This is a genomic window from Cohnella boryungensis (genome assembly GCF_042651945.1).
Lineage (GTDB): Bacteria > Bacillota > Bacilli > Paenibacillales > Paenibacillaceae > Cohnella > Cohnella boryungensis.
Genome location: NZ_JBHSED010000002.1, coordinates 159,308 through 177,001, shown reverse-complemented (window position 1 = coordinate 177,001; position 17,694 = coordinate 159,308). Strand labels below are relative to the sequence as shown.

18 protein-coding genes and 1 tRNA gene are annotated in these 17,694 nt (G+C 53.7%); 16 read left to right on the top strand and 3 right to left on the bottom strand.

Annotated features, from left to right (window positions below):
* Positions 1 to 20: 20 nt before the first annotated feature.
* The 7 genes from mnmG (at position 21) to ACFO1S_RS01270 (ending at position 7,361) form a co-directional block, all read left to right on the top strand.
* Entirely contained in the window at positions 21 to 1,922 is a 1,902-nt protein-coding gene (gene mnmG, locus ACFO1S_RS01300) for a tRNA uridine-5-carboxymethylaminomethyl(34) synthesis enzyme MnmG (RefSeq protein WP_204605685.1), read from the top strand.
* Positions 1,922 to 2,650 (top strand): 16S rRNA (guanine(527)-N(7))-methyltransferase RsmG, encoded by a 729-nt coding sequence (rsmG, locus tag ACFO1S_RS01295; RefSeq protein ID WP_204605744.1) that lies wholly within the window; start codon positions 1,922 to 1,924, stop codon positions 2,648 to 2,650. Before mnmG ends, rsmG begins: the two co-directional genes overlap by 1 nt.
* Before the next feature lie 374 nt (positions 2,651 to 3,024).
* On the top strand, positions 3,025 to 3,840 hold the full coding sequence (gene noc / locus ACFO1S_RS01290) for a nucleoid occlusion protein (protein ID WP_204605686.1): 816 nt from the start codon (positions 3,025 to 3,027) through the stop codon (positions 3,838 to 3,840).
* 118 nt (positions 3,841 to 3,958) lie between these two features.
* Positions 3,959 to 4,732, top strand: coding sequence for a ParA family protein (locus ACFO1S_RS01285; protein ID WP_204605687.1), 774 nt, complete (start codon positions 3,959 to 3,961; stop codon positions 4,730 to 4,732).
* A complete protein-coding gene (locus ACFO1S_RS01280) occupies positions 4,713 to 5,564 on the top strand; it encodes a ParB/RepB/Spo0J family partition protein (protein WP_204605688.1) in 852 nt (283 codons plus the stop codon). The genes ACFO1S_RS01285 and ACFO1S_RS01280 overlap by 20 nt, the downstream gene beginning before the upstream one ends.
* 93 nt (positions 5,565 to 5,657) lie before the next feature.
* A complete protein-coding gene (locus tag ACFO1S_RS01275) occupies positions 5,658 to 6,839 on the top strand; it encodes an aminotransferase class V-fold PLP-dependent enzyme (RefSeq protein WP_204605689.1) in 1,182 nt (393 codons plus the stop codon).
* 30 nt (positions 6,840 to 6,869) lie between these two features.
* Positions 6,870 to 7,361, top strand: a complete 492-nt coding sequence (locus tag ACFO1S_RS01270) for a DUF4446 family protein (RefSeq protein WP_204605690.1) — start codon at positions 6,870 to 6,872, stop codon at positions 7,359 to 7,361.
* Here the strand turns inward: ACFO1S_RS01270 and yyaC are convergent.
* Positions 7,336 to 7,956, bottom strand: a complete 621-nt coding sequence (gene yyaC, locus ACFO1S_RS01265; RefSeq protein WP_204605691.1) for a spore protease YyaC — start codon at positions 7,954 to 7,956, stop codon at positions 7,336 to 7,338. The genes ACFO1S_RS01270 and yyaC overlap by 26 nt on opposite strands.
* A gap of 141 nt (positions 7,957 to 8,097) precedes the next feature.
* Here yyaC and ACFO1S_RS01260 point away from each other — a divergent pair, with 141 nt between their 5' ends.
* The 5 genes from ACFO1S_RS01260 to ACFO1S_RS01240 all read left to right on the top strand — a co-directional run bounded on the left by ACFO1S_RS01260 (position 8,098) and on the right by ACFO1S_RS01240 (position 9,929).
* Positions 8,098 to 8,343 (top strand): putative Se/S carrier protein, encoded by a 246-nt coding sequence (locus ACFO1S_RS01260; RefSeq protein WP_378126073.1) that lies wholly within the window; start codon positions 8,098 to 8,100, stop codon positions 8,341 to 8,343.
* Between the two features lie 19 nt (positions 8,344 to 8,362).
* Positions 8,363 to 9,226: a mechanosensitive ion channel family protein gene (locus ACFO1S_RS01255; RefSeq protein WP_204605692.1), complete on the top strand. Its 864-nt coding sequence runs from the start codon at positions 8,363 to 8,365 to the stop codon at positions 9,224 to 9,226.
* A 41-nt stretch (positions 9,227 to 9,267) separates the two neighbouring features.
* Positions 9,268 to 9,489, top strand: coding sequence for a DUF951 domain-containing protein (locus tag ACFO1S_RS01250; RefSeq protein WP_204605693.1), 222 nt, complete (start codon positions 9,268 to 9,270; stop codon positions 9,487 to 9,489).
* Positions 9,490 to 9,544: 55 nt separating this feature from the next.
* Positions 9,545 to 9,635 (top strand) — tRNA-Ser (locus ACFO1S_RS01245).
* A gap of 168 nt (positions 9,636 to 9,803) precedes the next feature.
* Positions 9,804 to 9,929 (top strand): helix-turn-helix domain-containing protein, encoded by a 126-nt coding sequence (locus ACFO1S_RS01240; RefSeq protein ID WP_204605694.1) that lies wholly within the window; start codon positions 9,804 to 9,806, stop codon positions 9,927 to 9,929.
* A gap of 51 nt (positions 9,930 to 9,980) precedes the next feature.
* Here ACFO1S_RS01240 and ACFO1S_RS01235 read toward each other — a convergent pair whose 3' ends face one another.
* Positions 9,981 to 10,412 carry a hypothetical protein gene (locus ACFO1S_RS01235; RefSeq protein WP_204605695.1) on the bottom strand — a complete coding sequence of 144 codons (432 nt, stop codon included), beginning with the start codon at positions 10,410 to 10,412 and terminating at the stop codon, positions 9,981 to 9,983.
* Positions 10,413 to 10,842: 430 nt separating this feature from the next.
* Positions 10,843 to 11,031: a YjzC family protein gene (locus ACFO1S_RS01230; RefSeq protein WP_204605696.1), complete on the bottom strand. Its 189-nt coding sequence runs from the start codon at positions 11,029 to 11,031 to the stop codon at positions 10,843 to 10,845.
* A gap of 176 nt (positions 11,032 to 11,207) precedes the next feature.
* Between ACFO1S_RS01230 and rpsF the strand changes: the two genes are divergently transcribed.
* The 4 genes from rpsF to ACFO1S_RS01210 all read left to right on the top strand — a co-directional run bounded on the left by rpsF (position 11,208) and on the right by ACFO1S_RS01210 (position 17,484).
* On the top strand, positions 11,208 to 11,495 hold the full coding sequence (rpsF, locus tag ACFO1S_RS01225; RefSeq protein WP_204605697.1) for a 30S ribosomal protein S6: 288 nt from the start codon (positions 11,208 to 11,210) through the stop codon (positions 11,493 to 11,495).
* A 71-nt stretch (positions 11,496 to 11,566) separates the two neighbouring features.
* Positions 11,567 to 12,055 carry a single-stranded DNA-binding protein gene (gene ssb, locus ACFO1S_RS01220; RefSeq protein ID WP_204605698.1) on the top strand — a complete coding sequence of 163 codons (489 nt, stop codon included), beginning with the start codon at positions 11,567 to 11,569 and terminating at the stop codon, positions 12,053 to 12,055.
* Positions 12,056 to 12,075: 20 nt separating this feature from the next.
* Positions 12,076 to 12,405, top strand: a complete 330-nt coding sequence (rpsR, locus tag ACFO1S_RS01215) for a 30S ribosomal protein S18 (RefSeq protein WP_204605699.1) — start codon at positions 12,076 to 12,078, stop codon at positions 12,403 to 12,405.
* 333 nt (positions 12,406 to 12,738) lie between these two features.
* On the top strand, positions 12,739 to 17,484 hold the full coding sequence (locus ACFO1S_RS01210; RefSeq protein WP_204605700.1) for an S-layer homology domain-containing protein: 4,746 nt from the start codon (positions 12,739 to 12,741) through the stop codon (positions 17,482 to 17,484).
* Positions 17,485 to 17,694: the final 210 nt, after the last annotated feature.

Here is a 17,694-nt window from a genome sequence, read left to right as displayed (position 1 = left end):
GAAAGCAAGGAGGGAAGCATATGACTTATCATGCAGGAGATTACGATGTAATCGTAATCGGCGCGGGGCATGCGGGCTGCGAGGCCGCATTGGCTGCCGCGCGAATGGGCTGTGAGACGTTGCTGCTGACAATCAACCTGGATATGGTGGCATTTATGCCATGCAATCCATCTGTCGGCGGACCGGCGAAGGGACACGTTGTGCGGGAGATCGATGCGCTCGGCGGAGAAATGGGGCGCAATATCGATAAGACGTTCATTCAGATGAGAATGTTGAATACGGGGAAAGGCCCAGCTGTCCATGCCTTGAGGGCGCAGGCGGATAAATTTCTATATCAGCACACGATGAAGGAGACGATCGAGAATCAGCCTAATTTGACCTTGCGTCAAGGCCTGGCAGAGGATTTGATCGTGGAGGACGGCGCTTGCGTGGGGGTCATTACCAAAACAGGAGCGCAGTACGGCGCCAAAACGGTCGTTCTTACGACGGGCACTTACCTGCGCGGCAAAGTGATTCTCGGCGAATTGATGTACGAGAGCGGACCAAACAATCAACAGCCGGCAGTCAAGCTGTCGGAATCGTTGAAGCGATTGGGCTTCCAGCTGGCGCGCTTCAAGACGGGGACGCCGCCAAGAGTTCATCAGGACTCCATCGATTTCGACAAAACGGAGATTCAACCTGGAGACAGCAAGCCTAAGTATTTCTCCTATGAAACGGAGTATATGGCGCATAGTCAGGAGCAGCTTCCGTGTTGGCTGACTTATACTTCGGAAGATACTCATCAGATCATTAACGACAATCTGCATCGCGCGCCGATGTTCTCCGGTCTAATCGAAGGCACGGGTCCGCGTTATTGTCCGTCGATCGAAGATAAGATCGTTCGCTTCGCGGATAAGCCGAAGCATCAGATTTTCCTGGAGCCGGAAGGACGCAATACGAAGGAATATTACGTGCAAGGTCTATCGACGAGTATGCCAGAGGATGTTCAACTGCGGATCTTGCGTTCAATCCCGGGTCTGGAAAAGGTTGAAATGATGCGTACCGGCTATGCGATCGAATACGATGCCGTTGTGCCGACACAGCTGTGGCCTTCGCTGGAGACGAAGGTCGTCCAGAACTTATTCACGGCTGGCCAGATTAACGGCACCTCCGGTTATGAGGAAGCGGCTGGTCAAGGCATTATGGCCGGGATTAATGCGGCCCGCAAAGCGAAGGGCGAGGAGCCTGTCGTTATCGATCGCTCCAAAGGCTACATCGGCGTCATGATTGACGATCTGGTGACGAAAGGGACGAATGAGCCGTATCGACTGCTGACCTCTCGTGCAGAATATCGATTGTTGCTTCGACATGACAACGCCGATCTTCGGCTAACGCCGCTCGGTTACGAAATCGGCTTAATTAAGGAAGCCCGTTACGAGAAGTTCCTGGAGAAGAAAGACCAGGTCGAGACAGAGATCGCACGACTAAAGGCAACGAAGTTTCGGCCGGATGAAGCCGTTCAAGCGATGCTTGCGGGAGTCAATTCCGCCCCGATTACAAATTCGGTGGACGGATTAACGCTGCTGCGTCGCCCGGAAGTGACTTACATGCACCTGGAACAGCTTGCTCCACCTCCAATCGAGCTTTCAGCGGACGTTAAAGAGCAAGTGGAAATTCAAGTGAAATATACAGGATATATCGAGAAGCAGCAGCTTCAGGTTGAACGTATGGAGAAGATGGAGAAAAAACGAATTCCCGACAACATCGATTATGACATCATTCACGGTTTGGCGACGGAAGCCAAACAAAAGCTCGGCAAAATTCGACCTCTATCGCTCGGCCAAGCTTCCCGCATAGCCGGCGTAACCCCAGCTGATCTGTCCATTCTGCTCGTTCATCTTGAACATTATAATCGGGTAACTGCGGCGGCGCACAACTCATGATGGATCAAGTAGAGCAACTATTCCAGCATCGTCTGGAGCCGCTCGGCATCCGATTGACCGAGAAGCAGCTTGAACAATTCAACTTATACTACTCCTTGCTGGTGGAGTGGAATGAGAAGATGAATCTGACGGGAATTACGGAGAGGGAAGCGGTATACGAGAAGCATTTCTATGATTCCTTGACGCTTGCGAATGCCATCACCTTCGACATGCATCGTTCTCTTGTGGACATTGGATCGGGCGCCGGATTCCCCTCAATTCCGCTCGCGATCGTCTACCCGCATTTGCGCATTACGATTGTAGACTCCTTGGCGAAGCGAATTCGTTTCCTGGAAGAGGTTGTTTCACGACTGCAATTAACAGAGGTTACTTGTCTGCATAGCCGTGCGGAGGATGCGGCGCGCAGCGAAAGTCATCGAGACAGCTACGACATTGTAACTGCAAGAGCTGTCGCGCGTCTGGCTGTACTGAATGAGTTTTGTTTACCTTTCGTGCGTACGGGAGGCCTATTCGCGGCAATGAAGGGAACAGATATTACGGCCGAACTGGAAGAAGGACGTTATAGCTTGATGAAGCTGAATGGGCGGTTGGTGGACGTGAAGCACCTTACGCTTCCCGCCGAAGGCTCGGATCGACATCTGATCATCTGCGAGAAGAAAGCTCCGACACCAGCGCTGTACCCGCGTAAAGCGGGAATTCCGCTCAAGACGCCATTGTTGAAAACATAGAAACAAGCGCAATATCGTCATCGAAATGTTCCACGTGAAACAATAATCCTGCTTGAGAGGGGATTTGTTTCACGTGGAACATTTTTACGTTTACTGAGGTCAGACAAACATGCTATTCTAAGAGTGTGAGAAGCTGCGAGCGGATAGGGGCTTACTGGATCACCGTGGAGCTGCGCGGTCGGCTTGATCGTTCTGCGTACATAGGCGTGAAAGTTTTTTCAGCAGCAGGAAAATGGACCTCGATAGCGAATAAATTATAGTAACAGATTAGTGTGCCGCAGATGTGCCGCATGGCGCGAATTGGCGGCGCTTTTTCGTCGCTATGGACACGAACTTATCCGCCCTATCTTACTTAATGTGGTGATCCGAGAGAAATGAAAGAGCAATTTTCACGCTTGCTGGGTCTGTCAGACCGCAGCAATCAAGAAGAAGTAAAGCAAATTCCCATTCAAGATATCGTTCCCAGCCCGTATCAGCCGCGTTCTGTCTTTGATGACGAACGGATTGATGAGCTTTGTCAGACCATCAAGACACACGGGGTTATTCAGCCTATTGTTGTAAGGGTGCGCAACGGGAAATACGAAATCATTGCCGGGGAGCGCAGATGGCGCGCGGTAACGAAGCTGGGAATGGATACGATTCCTGCGATCATTCGCGAAATTAATGATTCTCAAGCGGCTTCCGTAGCGTTAATAGAGAACCTTCAGCGTGAAGGGCTCACGGCACTGGAGGAAGCGATTGCGTATCAAAAGCTGATTGATCTCCACCAGTTGACCCAGGAAAGTCTTGCTCAGCGGTTAGGGAAAAGCCAATCTACGATCGCGAACAAGATTCGGTTGCTTCAATTAGGCGATACCGTCAGGCAGGCGCTGCTGGAGCGGAAGATTACCGAACGGCATGGGCGTGCGCTGTTGGCGTTGCCGGATGAAGAAATGCAAAACAAGCTATTGAAAGAGATTATAGAGAAAGAGCTTAACGTCAAACAGACGGAAACTCGGATCGCATTCTATCTGGAGGCGATCAAACCGAAGAGGACGAAGCGGTTCTCGTTCTCCAAGGATGTCCGGCTTGCACTCAATACGATTCGTCAATCCGTGGACATGGTTAATGGATCGGGTATTCCAATTAAAGCGGACGAGAAGGATTGCGAAGACCATTACGAGATCATTATCCGAATACCAAAGCGTTAGTTGAATGCGGATACCCATGCTCGATAATGCAATGCTTGCCTATGGTCGATATACGGTGAGCGTTAGAGATGGGCCGCATTTTGTTTCGTTAGCGGTCATAAACAAGAGGTGAACTAGCTTGTCTAAAATAATTGCGATTGCCAATCAGAAGGGTGGGGTTGGCAAGACGACGACATCGGTGAATCTGGGCGCCTGCCTGGCTTCGCTAGGCAAAAAAGTGCTGATCGTAGATATTGATCCCCAAGGCAATACGACGAGCGGAATCGGGATCAATAAAGCGGATGTGAATTATTGCATCTACGACGTTTTAATTAATGAGGTTCACCCGAAGCAAGCGATTGCCGATACGGAAATTCCGGATTTGAAGATCATTCCGGCCACGATCCAACTGGCAGGAGCGGAGATCGAGCTTGTCCCAACAATGTCTCGCGAGATTCGGTTGAAGAAGGCTCTGGCGTTAGTGCGCAAAGAGTTTGATTACGTGCTGATCGATTGTCCGCCTTCGCTAGGCATTTTGACGATCAACTCCTTGACGGCGGCGGATTCCGTGTTGATTCCTATTCAATGCGAATACTACGCCTTGGAAGGGTTGAGCCAGCTGCTTAACTCTATTCGGCTTGTGCAAAAGCATCTGAATACGAATTTGCAGATTGAAGGCGTCTTGCTGACGATGTTCGATGCCAGAACGAATCTCGGGATTCAAGTTATCGAAGAGGTCAAAAAGTATTTTCAGCAGAAAGTCTATCAGACGGTTATTCCTCGCAATGTCCGGCTGAGCGAAGCGCCTTCGCACGGACAATCGATTATTACCTACGATCCTAAGTCCAAGGGTGCGGAAGTGTATCTTGAGTTGGCAAAGGAAGTGATCTCCTATGAGCAAGCGGCTAGGTAAAGGACTGGACGCGTTAATTACTTCTCTTTCTATTAAAGAAGACGATAAGGTCGTTGAAATTCCGTTATCCCAGTTGCGAGCGAACCCTTACCAGCCTCGCAAAACGTTCGATGAAGAAGCGATCAAGGAACTGGCTGAGTCCATTCGCGAGCACGGCGTGATCCAGCCGATCGTCGTGAGACAAGCCTTAAAGGGCTATGAGATTATTGCGGGGGAGAGACGCTTTAGAGCTTCCCAGCTGCTCGGGAACGCTACGATTCCGGCCGTCGCGCGGACGTACAGCGATCAGCAGGTAATGGAAATCGCTCTGATCGAGAACGTGCAGCGGGAGGACCTGAACTCTATAGAGGTGGCCGTTGCTTATCAGGCAATCATGAATCAGTTCAATATGACGCAAGAGGAACTGTCGCTTAAAGTCGGGAAGTCCCGATCTCATATCGCGAACTTCCTGCGGCTGCTATCCTTGCCGGAAGAAATCAAAGATTATGTTTCACGTGGAACATTGTCGATGGGACATGCCCGAGCATTGGCCGGCATTAAGGACGATGCCGCGAAGCGCCAGCTGGCCAAGGAAACGGTGGCGAACGAATGGAGCGTACGCGAGCTGGAAGACGCGGTGCAGCAAAAGCCGGATTCCAAATCGAGCGATAAGGCCAAGTCGAAAACGAAGAAACGCGACCCTTATATCGAGGAGCTCGAAGGAAAGCTGCGCGAGCAATTCCAGACGACTGTGCGGATAAAACCAAACAAGGATAAAGGAAAGATCGAGCTCTCGTACTTCGGTAAGAACGATCTGGAGCGACTGTTGGAGCTCCTGAAGGCTTTGTCCTAATAGGTCATCAATCGGTAGCATGCCCGAGTTGTAATCTTTCTACGGAAGGATTAAACTAAGGTGTGCTATTGTTGTATTAGGACGGTGAGAGCCATGGACGATACGAAACCGACGATATACTTAGATAATGCCGCGACGAGCTGGCCGAAAGCTCCGGGCGTAATTGAGGCGATAGAACAGAGCTTGAGAGAAAGCGCGGCGAATCCCGGCAGAGGCGGCCATCGTATGGCCGTTAAAGCAAGCAGGGTGCTGTTCGAGGGCCGCAAGCGGCTGGCAAAGCTGTTCCGCGTGGGGAATCCCAACGACATTGCGTATGCATTGAATACGACGCATGCGTTGAATCTTGCCATTCAAGGCCTGCTTGAGCCGGGAGATCATGTCGTTACGACGACCTTAGAGCATAATTCGGTTAGAAGGCCGATCGAGGCAATGAAGCGCAGGTTCGGAATTGATGCGACCTTCGTGTCTTCGGACGCACAGGGAGTGTTGAACGTCAAGGCACTCGAAGCGGCCATTTGCGCCAAGACAAAGCTTATTGTCGTTTCGCACAGCTCTAATCTGTTTGGGTCAATCGCACCGATTGGCGAAATCGGAGAAATCGCTCGCAGGAGGGGAATAAAGCTTCTGGTCGATGCGGCTCAAAGCGCAGGCGTGCTTCCTCTTGATGTCGCACAGATGGGGATCGATATGCTGGCATTTCCCGGCCATAAAGGCCTGATGGGGCCGCAAGGCACGGGAGGGCTATACATTCATCCGAACCTGGAATTAGAGCCTCTCATGCATGGAGGCACCGGGAGCAAGTCTGAAGCCCCGGAGCAACCGAGAGTGCGGCCGGATCGGTATGAGGCAGGCACGCAAAATACAGCGGGCATTGCCGGGCTGAGCGAAGGCGTGCAATATATTCTTAAGGAAACTCCCGATGCGATTCGCGAAAAAGAGCTTCAGCTTACCTTTGAGTTAATGGAAGGCTTGCAGCGCATCAACGGAATAACGCTGCTGGGGCCGGAGATCGGCGTAGAGAGAACGGCCATCGTCTCTTTTGTCGTCGAGGGGGTTGACCCGTCCGAAATGGCTTTCCTGCTGGACCAGCAGTTTGGCATAGCCGTAAGGGCTGGTTTTCATTGTACCCCTTTGGGTCATGAAACCGCAGGTACCTATGCATCCGGCGCAGTAAGAGCAAGCCCCGGATATTTTACGAAAAAATCGGAAATCGTATCTATGATAGACGCCGTGGGAGAAATAGTCGGAAGGCTGAGAAATGGAAACTTCGCATAATGGGAAGAGATAATGGGGGAGAATGCAATAATGGAAGGCTGGAACGATCAAATCGCAATGATGGTTGCGGGAGGCACCCTGGTGCTGCTGTTGGTGCTATTCATCTGGCTTGGCGTACTATCGTCCAGGCTGCGGAAAATGAAAGCCGCTCATCGTAATCTCGTTGGGGAAACCGGCGTGCCGAACATGGAAGAGGTGATGCGCGTCATTCATGAGCGCCTCTCCGCCGTGGATCATAGACAAGCCGCTCAAGGCCAAACGATGGAGCAACACGAAAAACGCCTTTCGTCGCTAAAGGGACGGGTGGGCGTCCATCGTTTTAATGCTTTCTCCGATTCGGGGAGCGATCTAAGCTTCTCTGTTGCATTCGTTAACGACGAGCAGGATGGCGTCGTCATTACCGGTATTCACGGTCGTGAGCAAATGTTCCTGTACGCTAAGCCCATCGACAAAGGCCAATCCGCCTATATGCTGACACCTGAGGAAAAAACCGCGATCAATCAGGCAATGCAAAAGGGATAACCGAACTCCCCCGCGCCTGACGGACGGCTTTCAGCAGACTCTGCGCGATAATGTCGGACATCTTCACGACGAGGTTTAAGCGAGTATTCTGGAGTACGAAATATTCCATGAAACCGCCGACGTTCACTATTCCGGTCATATGAATATCACCGACCGGAGGCAGCTCCTTATTAACGCCTGCACCCGGCTTGACGGGGCCGGAGCCAAGCTGAATGCAGCCTACGCTGGATACTTGACCCAGGCACGCGTCTACGGCGATGACAAAGGGTTGACGAGACGTTCTCATGATCTTAAGCAACGTATCGCCCAAGTTCATGGCATGGACCGGTTCGTCGAGTGTTCCGTAAAGGTCGAACAGGGGGCTATATTCCCGGGCTAGAGCCGTACCGACCAGCGGTCCAAGCGAATCGCCCGTAGAGCGGTCAGTGCCTACGCAGACAATCACGATCCGGCGATCCGGCGACAATGCGGCGAGATAGTCTTCCAACTGCTGGGACAATCGCTGCAATACGGTTGGTTCGTTAAAAGGAATTTTTAACGAGAGAGCTGCAGATTCCGCTGCAGGTCTCGAATACTTTTCCCAAGCGCCGTTCATTCGTCTGATTCGCCTCCTACCCTAGTATGTTACTAGTATATGGACGAACTAGCGTATTTATACTCGGCGATGGAAAAGGACGGCAGCGGGCGTTCGCAGAACGATTCGCTGCCGTATATTGAAAGGCAGGAGGTTGGCAGATTGGATACGCTCTTGATAGCCTTCGATTCTACGCAGCAAGCGCTGCGCGCCGAGATGCTGCTGGAATACGCGGAGATCGAAATCGACATATGTCCTACACCCAAGGAAATCACCGCAGGCTGCGCGTTGTCTATTGCATTTCCCCGAACCGATCTAGTCCAGGTCCAGGAGATTATCGCTACAGAAAACGTGGAAATACGAGGATTATTCGAGAAATCGCCAGAAGGCTACGAACAGATTCATTGAGCCAAAGGAGACTTGATCCATGCGCCTATTCTTTGCTGCAGAGCAGGCACCGCGTGAAGCCAATCTGTGGAATCAGTTCATAGATCGGATATGGGAGCTGCTGCGCGATACGGAGATGTGGACTGCGGCGTCCATGGTGCTGCTCAGAATCGTACTTATCTATCTTGTCAGCCGTCTCGCTCTGCTCGTCATCAACCGTTTTATAGACCATGTGACGAATGAGAAAAAATCGAGAAGGCTTAAGCTTCGCAAAAGACGCGTGCAGACGATGGGGCGCCTGCTCAAAAATGCATCCGCTTATTTGATTAACTTCATCTCGATTCTACTCATTCTGGGAGAGTTCCACATTCAGATAGCTCCGCTGCTGGCAGGCGCCGGAGTGATCGGTCTTGCAATCGGCTTTGGAGCGCAGAGCCTGGTGAAGGATGTCATTACGGGATTCTTCATTATATTCGAGGATCAGTTCGCCGTAGGGGACGTCATCCAGACGGGCTCTTACAAGGGAACGGTCGAGATGATCGGGCTTCGCGGGACGCGCATTCGCAATTGGACGGGCGAGGTCCATATTATTCCTAACGGTTCAATTAATGAAGTCACGAACTTCTCGGTCAGCCCCCTGCTGGCCGTGGTCGATATTACAACGGCTTATGACAATACAATAGAAGACATGATGACATTGCTGCGCAACGTTCTTAATCAACTCAATGACGGGAATCTGATAGGGATGCCAGAGGTTCTGGGAATTCAGACGCTGGCCATGAATCAAATGACGATAAGGATCACAGCCAGATGCAAGCCCAACACAACGGATATGGTTACCCGATTAATCAATACGGAAGTGAAGAAAGCTCTGGAGCTGGCGAAATTGGGCGATAACGCCTAGAACGTGCGAGAACGATGGATATTCGAGGTGGGGGGATCGAGATGGAGCGTAAAACGTTTGAGCTTGGAGATGTAGTCATGATGAAGAAATCCCATCCATGCGGGGCGAACGAGATGGAGATTATTCGCATGGGGATGGACATTCGAATCAAATGCGTCAAATGCAAGCACAGCATCCTGCTGCCTCGCGCCAAGTTCGAGAAGAGCCTGAAGAAGGTGCTTAGATCGACGGCCGAGAGCTCCCCGCCGGAAGCGGAAGAATGACGAGATATAGGCTATTGCAAAACAATCTTTAGTGTGATATGATATTTATTGCTGCGGAGAGGTACCCAAGTGGTCCAAGGGGGTTGACTCGAAATCATCTAGGCGTCGCGAGGCGTGCGTGGGTTCGAATCCCACCCTCTCCGCCATTACTCGCGAACCCCCGTTTCATCAACGTTGGAACAATACCGAAATACATACGTTAGCGCACTAGCCTAACTGAATCCAAACCTTCTACGTTAAATAAAGCGTAGGAGGTTTTTTCATGGATAAGCAGACAGGTAAACGAATGCTGACCGGGCGGCAGGCGATCTCAGATGTGGGGCTTTTACTTCGAATGCAATTGCAAAGCCAAGGAGACGGCGGAGCAGGTGTTCGTCCACTACGACACGATCAACTACCGGCTGGAGCGAATCAAAGAGCGAGCTCGGTCTTCGGCTTGACGACCCCGAGACGAAACTTCTGAACCATCTGGCGATCGGATCCGGGGGCATCTAGGTGTCGCAGTACGCAACCGCGTTGAAGCTCTCAGGACCGCTCCTGATCGAATCGACCGTAGACTGAAGATAAACGGAATACGTCAGTTGTCCGGACGCGGGAGCGGAGACGTCGAAGTCAGAAGCGATGGCGAAGACGGATTGGACGGAGGAGCGAGAGGAGATATATTGGAACTGGGCGCCCGAATAGACCAACGGGTCCGCTTCCGTCGGGCCTCTGTGGATTGTGATGAAGTAGGTGATGATGCCGCCGGGTTCGGAGAAAAATGTAGCGATGGCGTACAAGTCCACCCGGATGATTCCTGTAGGGTTTATAACTCGCAACCCGACGATACCCATCAGCGCGGATTCGCCGGAGCGGAGAGGGACGACCGCCGAGTTCACGAAGCTTGCGTTCTGCGACGTTCGCGCATCAAGCAAACGGGTCATGGCTACCATTCTCCTTCCTTTCGCGGAATCGTTACCGGGACAGCATATGCGAACAAGCCGTAAGGGAGCGGGTTGCCGCCTGCCTTTTTCCGAAAAAAACTACAGATGACCATCCCACTAACAGTGCCGAATGGCGATAGCACAAAGAACCCCTTGCGGGGTTCTTTGGGGCGACGTTTAATGAGTTGCTTGGAGCTTCGTAACCTCATTCGTTGCTGATTTCATTCAGCGCTTCGGTCTACCGGATTCTCTAACACCATGTGTTACAGATGTGTGTTTTTAGCACAACCCTCCGTTTCCCTACTCCGACAGGAACGCCTCTTGCGGTTGTTGCCCGATCTCGTCCAACGGAACCACACCTCTCGTTTTCCGTCGCCGAAATATAGAATGTCCCGATCTTCCGTGATCTATACACGACCGATCCAAAAAATTATCGCTGCCGCTTAATCTTTTTCCATTTCCGGTTATGATTCGATGTTTCCGGGAACTTCTCGCCTTTGTGCAGAAAGACATGCTGCGGATGGTTAACCCCCATATGGAAGGAGTCTTCTCCGATCTCCATGTACTCCCCGTCATTCGGGGCGCGCTGCCCAGGCTCGAATTGCGTCTGTTCACCCAATGCCTTCACCCCCTGTCTCAGAGGTTAGTGTAGCGCGAAATTCCTTGCGATATTCGGCCCGTTATGATAAAGTATTCAGGTATGCTATATATTGCATACTCCTTGCTTCCCAGCCGTTAGCCAAGCTATCGGTATACCAAGTGGGAGGCCAAAGACCTTAAGGAGGTGAACGGAAGATGCGCAACTATGAGTTGATGTACATCATCCGTCCGGACGTGGATCAAGAAACCGTTCAAGCTGTCACGGAGAAATTCCAGGGCATCATCGGCAACGGCGGAGAGATCGTAAAGCATGACGTTATGGGTAAACGTCGTTTGGCTTACGAGATCAACAAGCACCGCGAAGGGACGTATGTGTTGGTTCATTTCACAAGCTCGCCAGCAGTTGTAACGGAGCTTGAGCGCGTTCTGAAGATTACGGATGAGATTATCCGTCATATCGTCGTCAGAGAACAAACCGCGTAATAACCGCACTGCACCGGGCGGATAACCGCCGCAAGCCTTATAATGTCATGTTTTAGTGGAGGGAAACCGCGATGCTGAACCGAGTGATTCTCATAGGACGCCTGACCAAGGATCCCGAATTGCGCTATACGCCACAAGGCGTTGCCGTAACCCAATTTACACTGGCGGTAGACCGCTCGTTCTCGGGCAACCGGGAGGAACGCGAAGCGGATTTTATCCCGATTGTAACTTGGAGGCAGTTGGCCGAGACGTGTGCCAATTACCTTCGCAAAGGCCGTTTGGCTGCTGTAGAGGGCCGGATTCAAGTTCGCAACTACGAGAATAACGAAGGTCGGCGCGTTTATGTGACGGAAGTCATTGCCGATAATGTTCGATTCCTTGAATCGCCTAACCGCGAGGGTGGCGGACAAGGAAGAGAAGAAGGTATGGGCAGCGCTCCGAGCGCAAGCGGCGGCTACGGCGGAGGCAATCGCAGCTCCGGCAACCGCAGCAATAACAGCGACCCCTTCGCAGATGACGGGCGACCGATAGACATATCGGACGATGATCTGCCATTTTAACTGGAAAGGACGGAGAACAAATGAGCGAACAACAAGCACAACCACAAGCACGTGAAGAGCGCCCTGCGCAGGGCGGCCGTACTGGCGGTGGCGATCGCGGAGAGCAACGCGAGCCGCGCAAATTCCGCCGTGGCGGTCGTAACAAGCGTAAGAAGGTTTGCTACTTCACCGTTAATAAAATTACGCACGTCGACTACAAAGATCTGGATCTGCTTCGCAAATTCATCAGCGAGCGCGGCAAAATCTTGCCACGCCGTGTGACGGGTACGAAGGCAAAATACCAACGTATGTTGACTGTAGCGATCAAACGCTCTCGTCAAATGGCTTTGCTGCCTTACACGACGGAGTAAGCTTTACGACAAGAGACACGGCCATTCAATGGCCGTGTCTTTTTTGCATTGTTGGGCAAGATTGAGCATTGTGTAATCCAATGGTCTGTTCCGAAGCCTTTCCGTTGCTCCCCTCAACATTCCCCTTCGTCATTACCTCGAAAGAAATCCCCTAGAGCTTTTTATATATGCCCCATTGCGGCAACCCTTGTTGTCTACCTACATATAAGTATTTTCGGGAGTCTGCGACGTCATACGCAGGAATACCTCCAATGGAGTATGGTCTTTTTTTGGTGCGCGCTTTAAGCTAACGGCATTGAATACACACGCATTACAGATGAAAGGAATAAATCTATGAAAAAACGCAGTATCCCATCCTTGCTGGCAGCCGTTGCATTGCTGCTGCCGCTGCTTGGCGCTCTGACAACAGCCGGTACCCTTCGAACAGCCAGTGCGGCTGCATTCCAAGGTCAGTTGATGACAACCTTCAACATGGTGTTTAACCAATCTTATAACGGACGAGCGACTCACTATGTATACAGCGCAAACGGCACCGTTCATGAAACCTTTGGTCTCCCCCCGGCGGGAGCCGCATGGGCAACGCCCTCTAATTTCTATGAGGATAGCTGGCTACGCAACAGCACCGAAGAAATCTATACTTATAGCCATAACGGCAAAATCCGGCAAACGTCTGATCGGATGAGTATTCCGCCAACAGCCGCATGGGCTACGATCTCTTCTTTCGAAATCGATGGTGTCGCAGGTCAATCCATTAAGAATCCGGTCTTTCATTACTCGGTCAACGGAACCGATGTGCTGAACACGACGTCCGCGACCGAAATTCCGACGAACGCTTTGTGGGCGACGCTCGTTTCTTTCGACACGGAGTGGGTGAGAATTAGCAATGTTCAGTTTACGTCCTACACTTTAAGCCGTCCGCTCCCGTCTGTCGTTTCGTTCTCGATCTCGTCGGACAGCGGGGATCCGCATTATGCCAAGGTGGGCGATTCGTTAACGATCACGCTTGTAACCGATCGTCCCATCATGGAACCCATCTTGAGAATGGCAGACCGCACCCTGTTCTCCGAAGGGACCGGCGGTACGATGTGGCAAGGAGGTCTCTATCTATTCAATTACAATGTCGAGGAGGGCCCGATTCCCGTATCTGCGGAATTCTATTCCGCGGAAGGGGCGCCGGGGCCGATTCTTACGGCGACGACGGACGGGACATCGTTGATCCATGACAAAGCGGCTCCCTCGCTCTCCTATACGCTATCGCCGGCCGGAGCGACGAACCAGGACGTGACCGTGCAGATTACGGCATCCGATGCGGGAAGCGGAGTGGAGCAGACGAAATGGGCGGAAGGCTCGCGAGATGCCGCCTACTTTGCGACGGGAGGCACCGTCGTGACGGATAGCTTTACGGTGAGCGGGAACGGAACCTACACCTTGTATGCGCGCGATCGCATCGGCCATGTAGCTCTGCTGCCGGTGACAGTGTCCAACATCGATCGCGAAGCGCCGACGCTAGCGCTGACGCCGAGCACGACCGAGCTGACGAACGCGGATGTCGCGGTAACGGCGACGGCGGCCGACAATGTCGCGATCAGCAAGCTACTCTGGGCAGAAGGCGTGAGGAACGCCGCTTACTTCAAATCCGGAAACGGTACGTCTTTCTCCGATGCGTTTTCGGTGAGCGGGAACGGAACCTACACCGTCTACGCAGAGGATACGGCCGGAAATGCAGTGCTGGAGAGCATCACGGTATCGAACCTGCTGCGTCAGGCGCCGTCGATTGCGTTGACGCCTTCCCCCGCTTCCCTCACGAACGGGACGGTGACGGTCGGCATTGAGGCACGTCCCGTAAGAGAGGATGTCGGCAATTCGCTGGTCGCGCTCCGATGGGCCAAGGGGGAGTATGCCGCCGCCTTCTTTGCGGCCGGAGGCGGTCACGATGCGCTTACGGCGCAAGAGTTTGAGACGGACGAAAACGATCGTTATTCGGTGTATGCGCGGGATGCAATAGGCAACGAAGCGGTCTCAACCATCGACATTTCCAATATCGACCGCGAGGCGCCGACGTTAGCGCTGACGCCAAGCACGATTGCGCCAACGAACGAAAGTGTAACCGTTGCCGTGAATGCGGCGGATTCCGGCAGCGGCCTAGAAAGCGTCCACTGGTCGGCGGAGGCATTCGACCCGGACTCCCCATGGACATCGAGCGAGGTTGTCGACGACGAATTCACCGTGGAAGTCAACGGGACGTATACGGTGATCGCCTCCGACTATGCGGGCAACGAAACGATAGCGACAGTGGACATTGCGAACATTGACCGCGAAGCGCCGACACTAGCGCTGGCGCCAAGCACGACCGCGCCGACGAATTCGGACGTCGTGGTCGCAGCGACGGCGGCCGACAATGTCGCGATTAGCAAGCTGCTCTGGGCGGAAGGCACGAGGAATGCCGCTTACTTCAAAGCAGGCAATGGCACTTCGTTTACCGGGAGTTTTTCCGTTGCCGCCAACGGGACCTATACCGCGTATGTTGAAGATTCGGCCGGCAATACAGCTTTGCGGAGCATCACGGTATCCAATCTATTCCGACAAGTGCTATCGGTCGCGTTAACTCCGTTTCCGGTCTCGTTGACGAACAGGCCGGTAACGGTCGGCATTGAAGCTCATCCCGAAGGGGAGGACGATGGCAATCCGCTAGTCGCGCTTCGCTGGGCGAGCGGAGAGCGGGAGGCTGCTTTCTTTACGGCTGGAGGCGGTCACGACGCGCTTGCGGAGCAAGAGTTCAAGGCGAATGAGAACGGACGCTATTCGGTGTATGCGCGGGATACCGCTGGCAATGAGGCGGTCTCGTTCATCGATCTATCCAATATTGACCGCGAAGCGCCGACGTTAGCACTGACGCCAAGCACGACTGCCCCGACGAACGACAACGTGACCATTGCCGTGAATGCGGCAGACTCCGGCAGTGGCCTAGAGAGCGTCCGCTGGTCGGCGGAGGCGTTCAATCCGGACTCCCCGTGGACTTCTAGCGAGGTTGTCGATGGCAAGTTCACTGCCGAAACCAATGGGACGTATACGGTAATCGCCACTGACCATGCAGGCAACAAGACCATCCGGCAGGCAACGATGGCGAACATATTCCGGGATGTGCCGACGCTGAGCCTGAGTCCAGAGACGACTGAGCCGACAGGCGGCAAGGTGACCGTGTCCGTCCAAGCGGCGGCGCTAGGAGGCGGAAATGCCATTTCGACTATCCTTTGGACAGTGGGAGATCAGGCGCTAAGTTATTTTCCCGCAGGTCCGAGCGAGAATATTACATCAATCAAGCATTTCGATGCGCAGGCCAACGGAACGTATACCGTCTACGTTCGCGATGCCGCCGGCAACGAAGCGCGCAAGACGATTGAGATCGACAATCTCCGGCGTACGAATGCCGAGCTTTCCTCGCTTTTCGCGCGAAACGGAGAGGAAGAGCTCACGTTCTCCTCCGCTTTCGATCCCGAGCGGCTGCAATATGCGCTTAATGTTGGTCAACAGGTAAGCGCGATTACGCTGGAAGCTTCGGCGGCCGATGCGGATGCCTCGATCACGGTGAACGGCAACCAACTTGTAAGTGGAGAATCGGCTTCGATTCCCCTGACATTCGGAGTCAACACGATTCGGATTGTCGTGTCTGCACAGCTTCCTTCCGTGCAGAAGATCTATACGATCCAGGCAACTCGCCAAAGCCCGCCATCTTCCGGAGGAGCATCTGGATCGCCGATTGGCGGAGCATCCGACTTGTCGTCCACGGCATTCACCGTATGGTTGAACGGCAAGCCGACGAAGGCGGCGTTGATCGAAACCTTCAGCCGCAGCCCGGATGGACGGCTGACGAAAGAATTGAAACTGGAGGATGCCGCGGCGATTACGGCTCTCGCGCAGCAAAGCGGAGTGAACGAGCTGCGTATCGGGTGGAGCGGCGAGGCCGATCCGCTCGCCGAGGCCGTCAGGCTTCAGATGTCGACGAAGGCGCTGAGCCAGCTGTCGGCGTCCAACATCCGGTTGACGCTGGACATAGGTGCAGTCGCTTATGAATTGCCGACAGGGGTTTCGATTCCAGCGGACAGCAAGTTGATCGTACAGTTGAAGGCTCTGCAGCAATCCAAGGATGCCGAACAGACGCTGAGCCGGGCCCGCAAAGCCGGTGCGGGCGAGCACCAAGCACGGCTCGTGAGCGTTCCTGTTGAAATAACAGCAAATCCCGGGGATGCGGCGGGAGCCGAAGCCGTTCGGCTAGTGCTGCCTTTACCGGACGGGCTCGATTCAGCCGCCCTGCGCAAGCTGGCCGTCTTCCTGGAGAACGGCGACGGCACGAGTTCGATCGTACCCGGTACGATTCGTTATGACTCGAAAGGTCGCCCGACCGGCATCGCGGTGCGCTCCGGCGCTTCCGGGCGAGCCTCGGTGCTAGAAGCCGAGCCGGTCGAGGCTTTGTTCGCGCCTTACGTCAGCGGCTATGCCGCAGGCAGCTTCGGTCCTCAGCGGCCGGTAACGAGAGCGGAGCTTGCTGCCCTGCTAGCCAAGCTGACACCGGCGGACAACGATACCCGCACAGTTGGCGACAGAGCGACGGCATTCCGGGATGTGCCGCAAGCGCATTGGGCAGCCGAGGCAGTCGAGCGGGTATCCGCCGCGGGTTGGATGGGCGGCAAGTCTGACGGGCGGTTCAGCCCGAACGATTCGCTGACCCGCGCCGAGCTCGCCGTAGTGCTTGTAAGATGGCGCGAAGCACAGGCATCCGGCCTTTCCCGGTTCCCGGATGCGGCATCCCATTGGGCTGCCTCATCGATTGCCGCCGCCGAACGAGAGGGCTGGATTACCGGCTTTGCGGATGGCAGCTTCCGTCCCGACCAGAGCGTGACGCGCGCCGAAGCGATCGTACTGTTGAATCGCGTGCTCGGTCGTCCGCCCCTGCCGGACGGTGGCCCGAGCTGGTCCGATGTGCCTGCGTCCTATTGGGCCGCCGGCGCTATCCGCTCCGCTTCGCAAACCTTTGAAGCGCACCGCTACCTCAGCGGCGAAGTTGAACTGATCGGCAAGTGAGCAGGCTGACTATTCCCGGTCAGAAGCTGCGGCAATAGACGTAGGGAAGAAGAATACACAAGAAGACGGCTCGATCCCCTTTACGGATGATCGAGCCGTCTTCTTTTTGTCCTTGAACTTCGTTTGCCAGATCGGACATCGGCTCAGTCAGCGATCCTTGGCAACTAGGTTTTGTTATTTCACTTGTCCTAATGAGCCGGTCGACCTGAT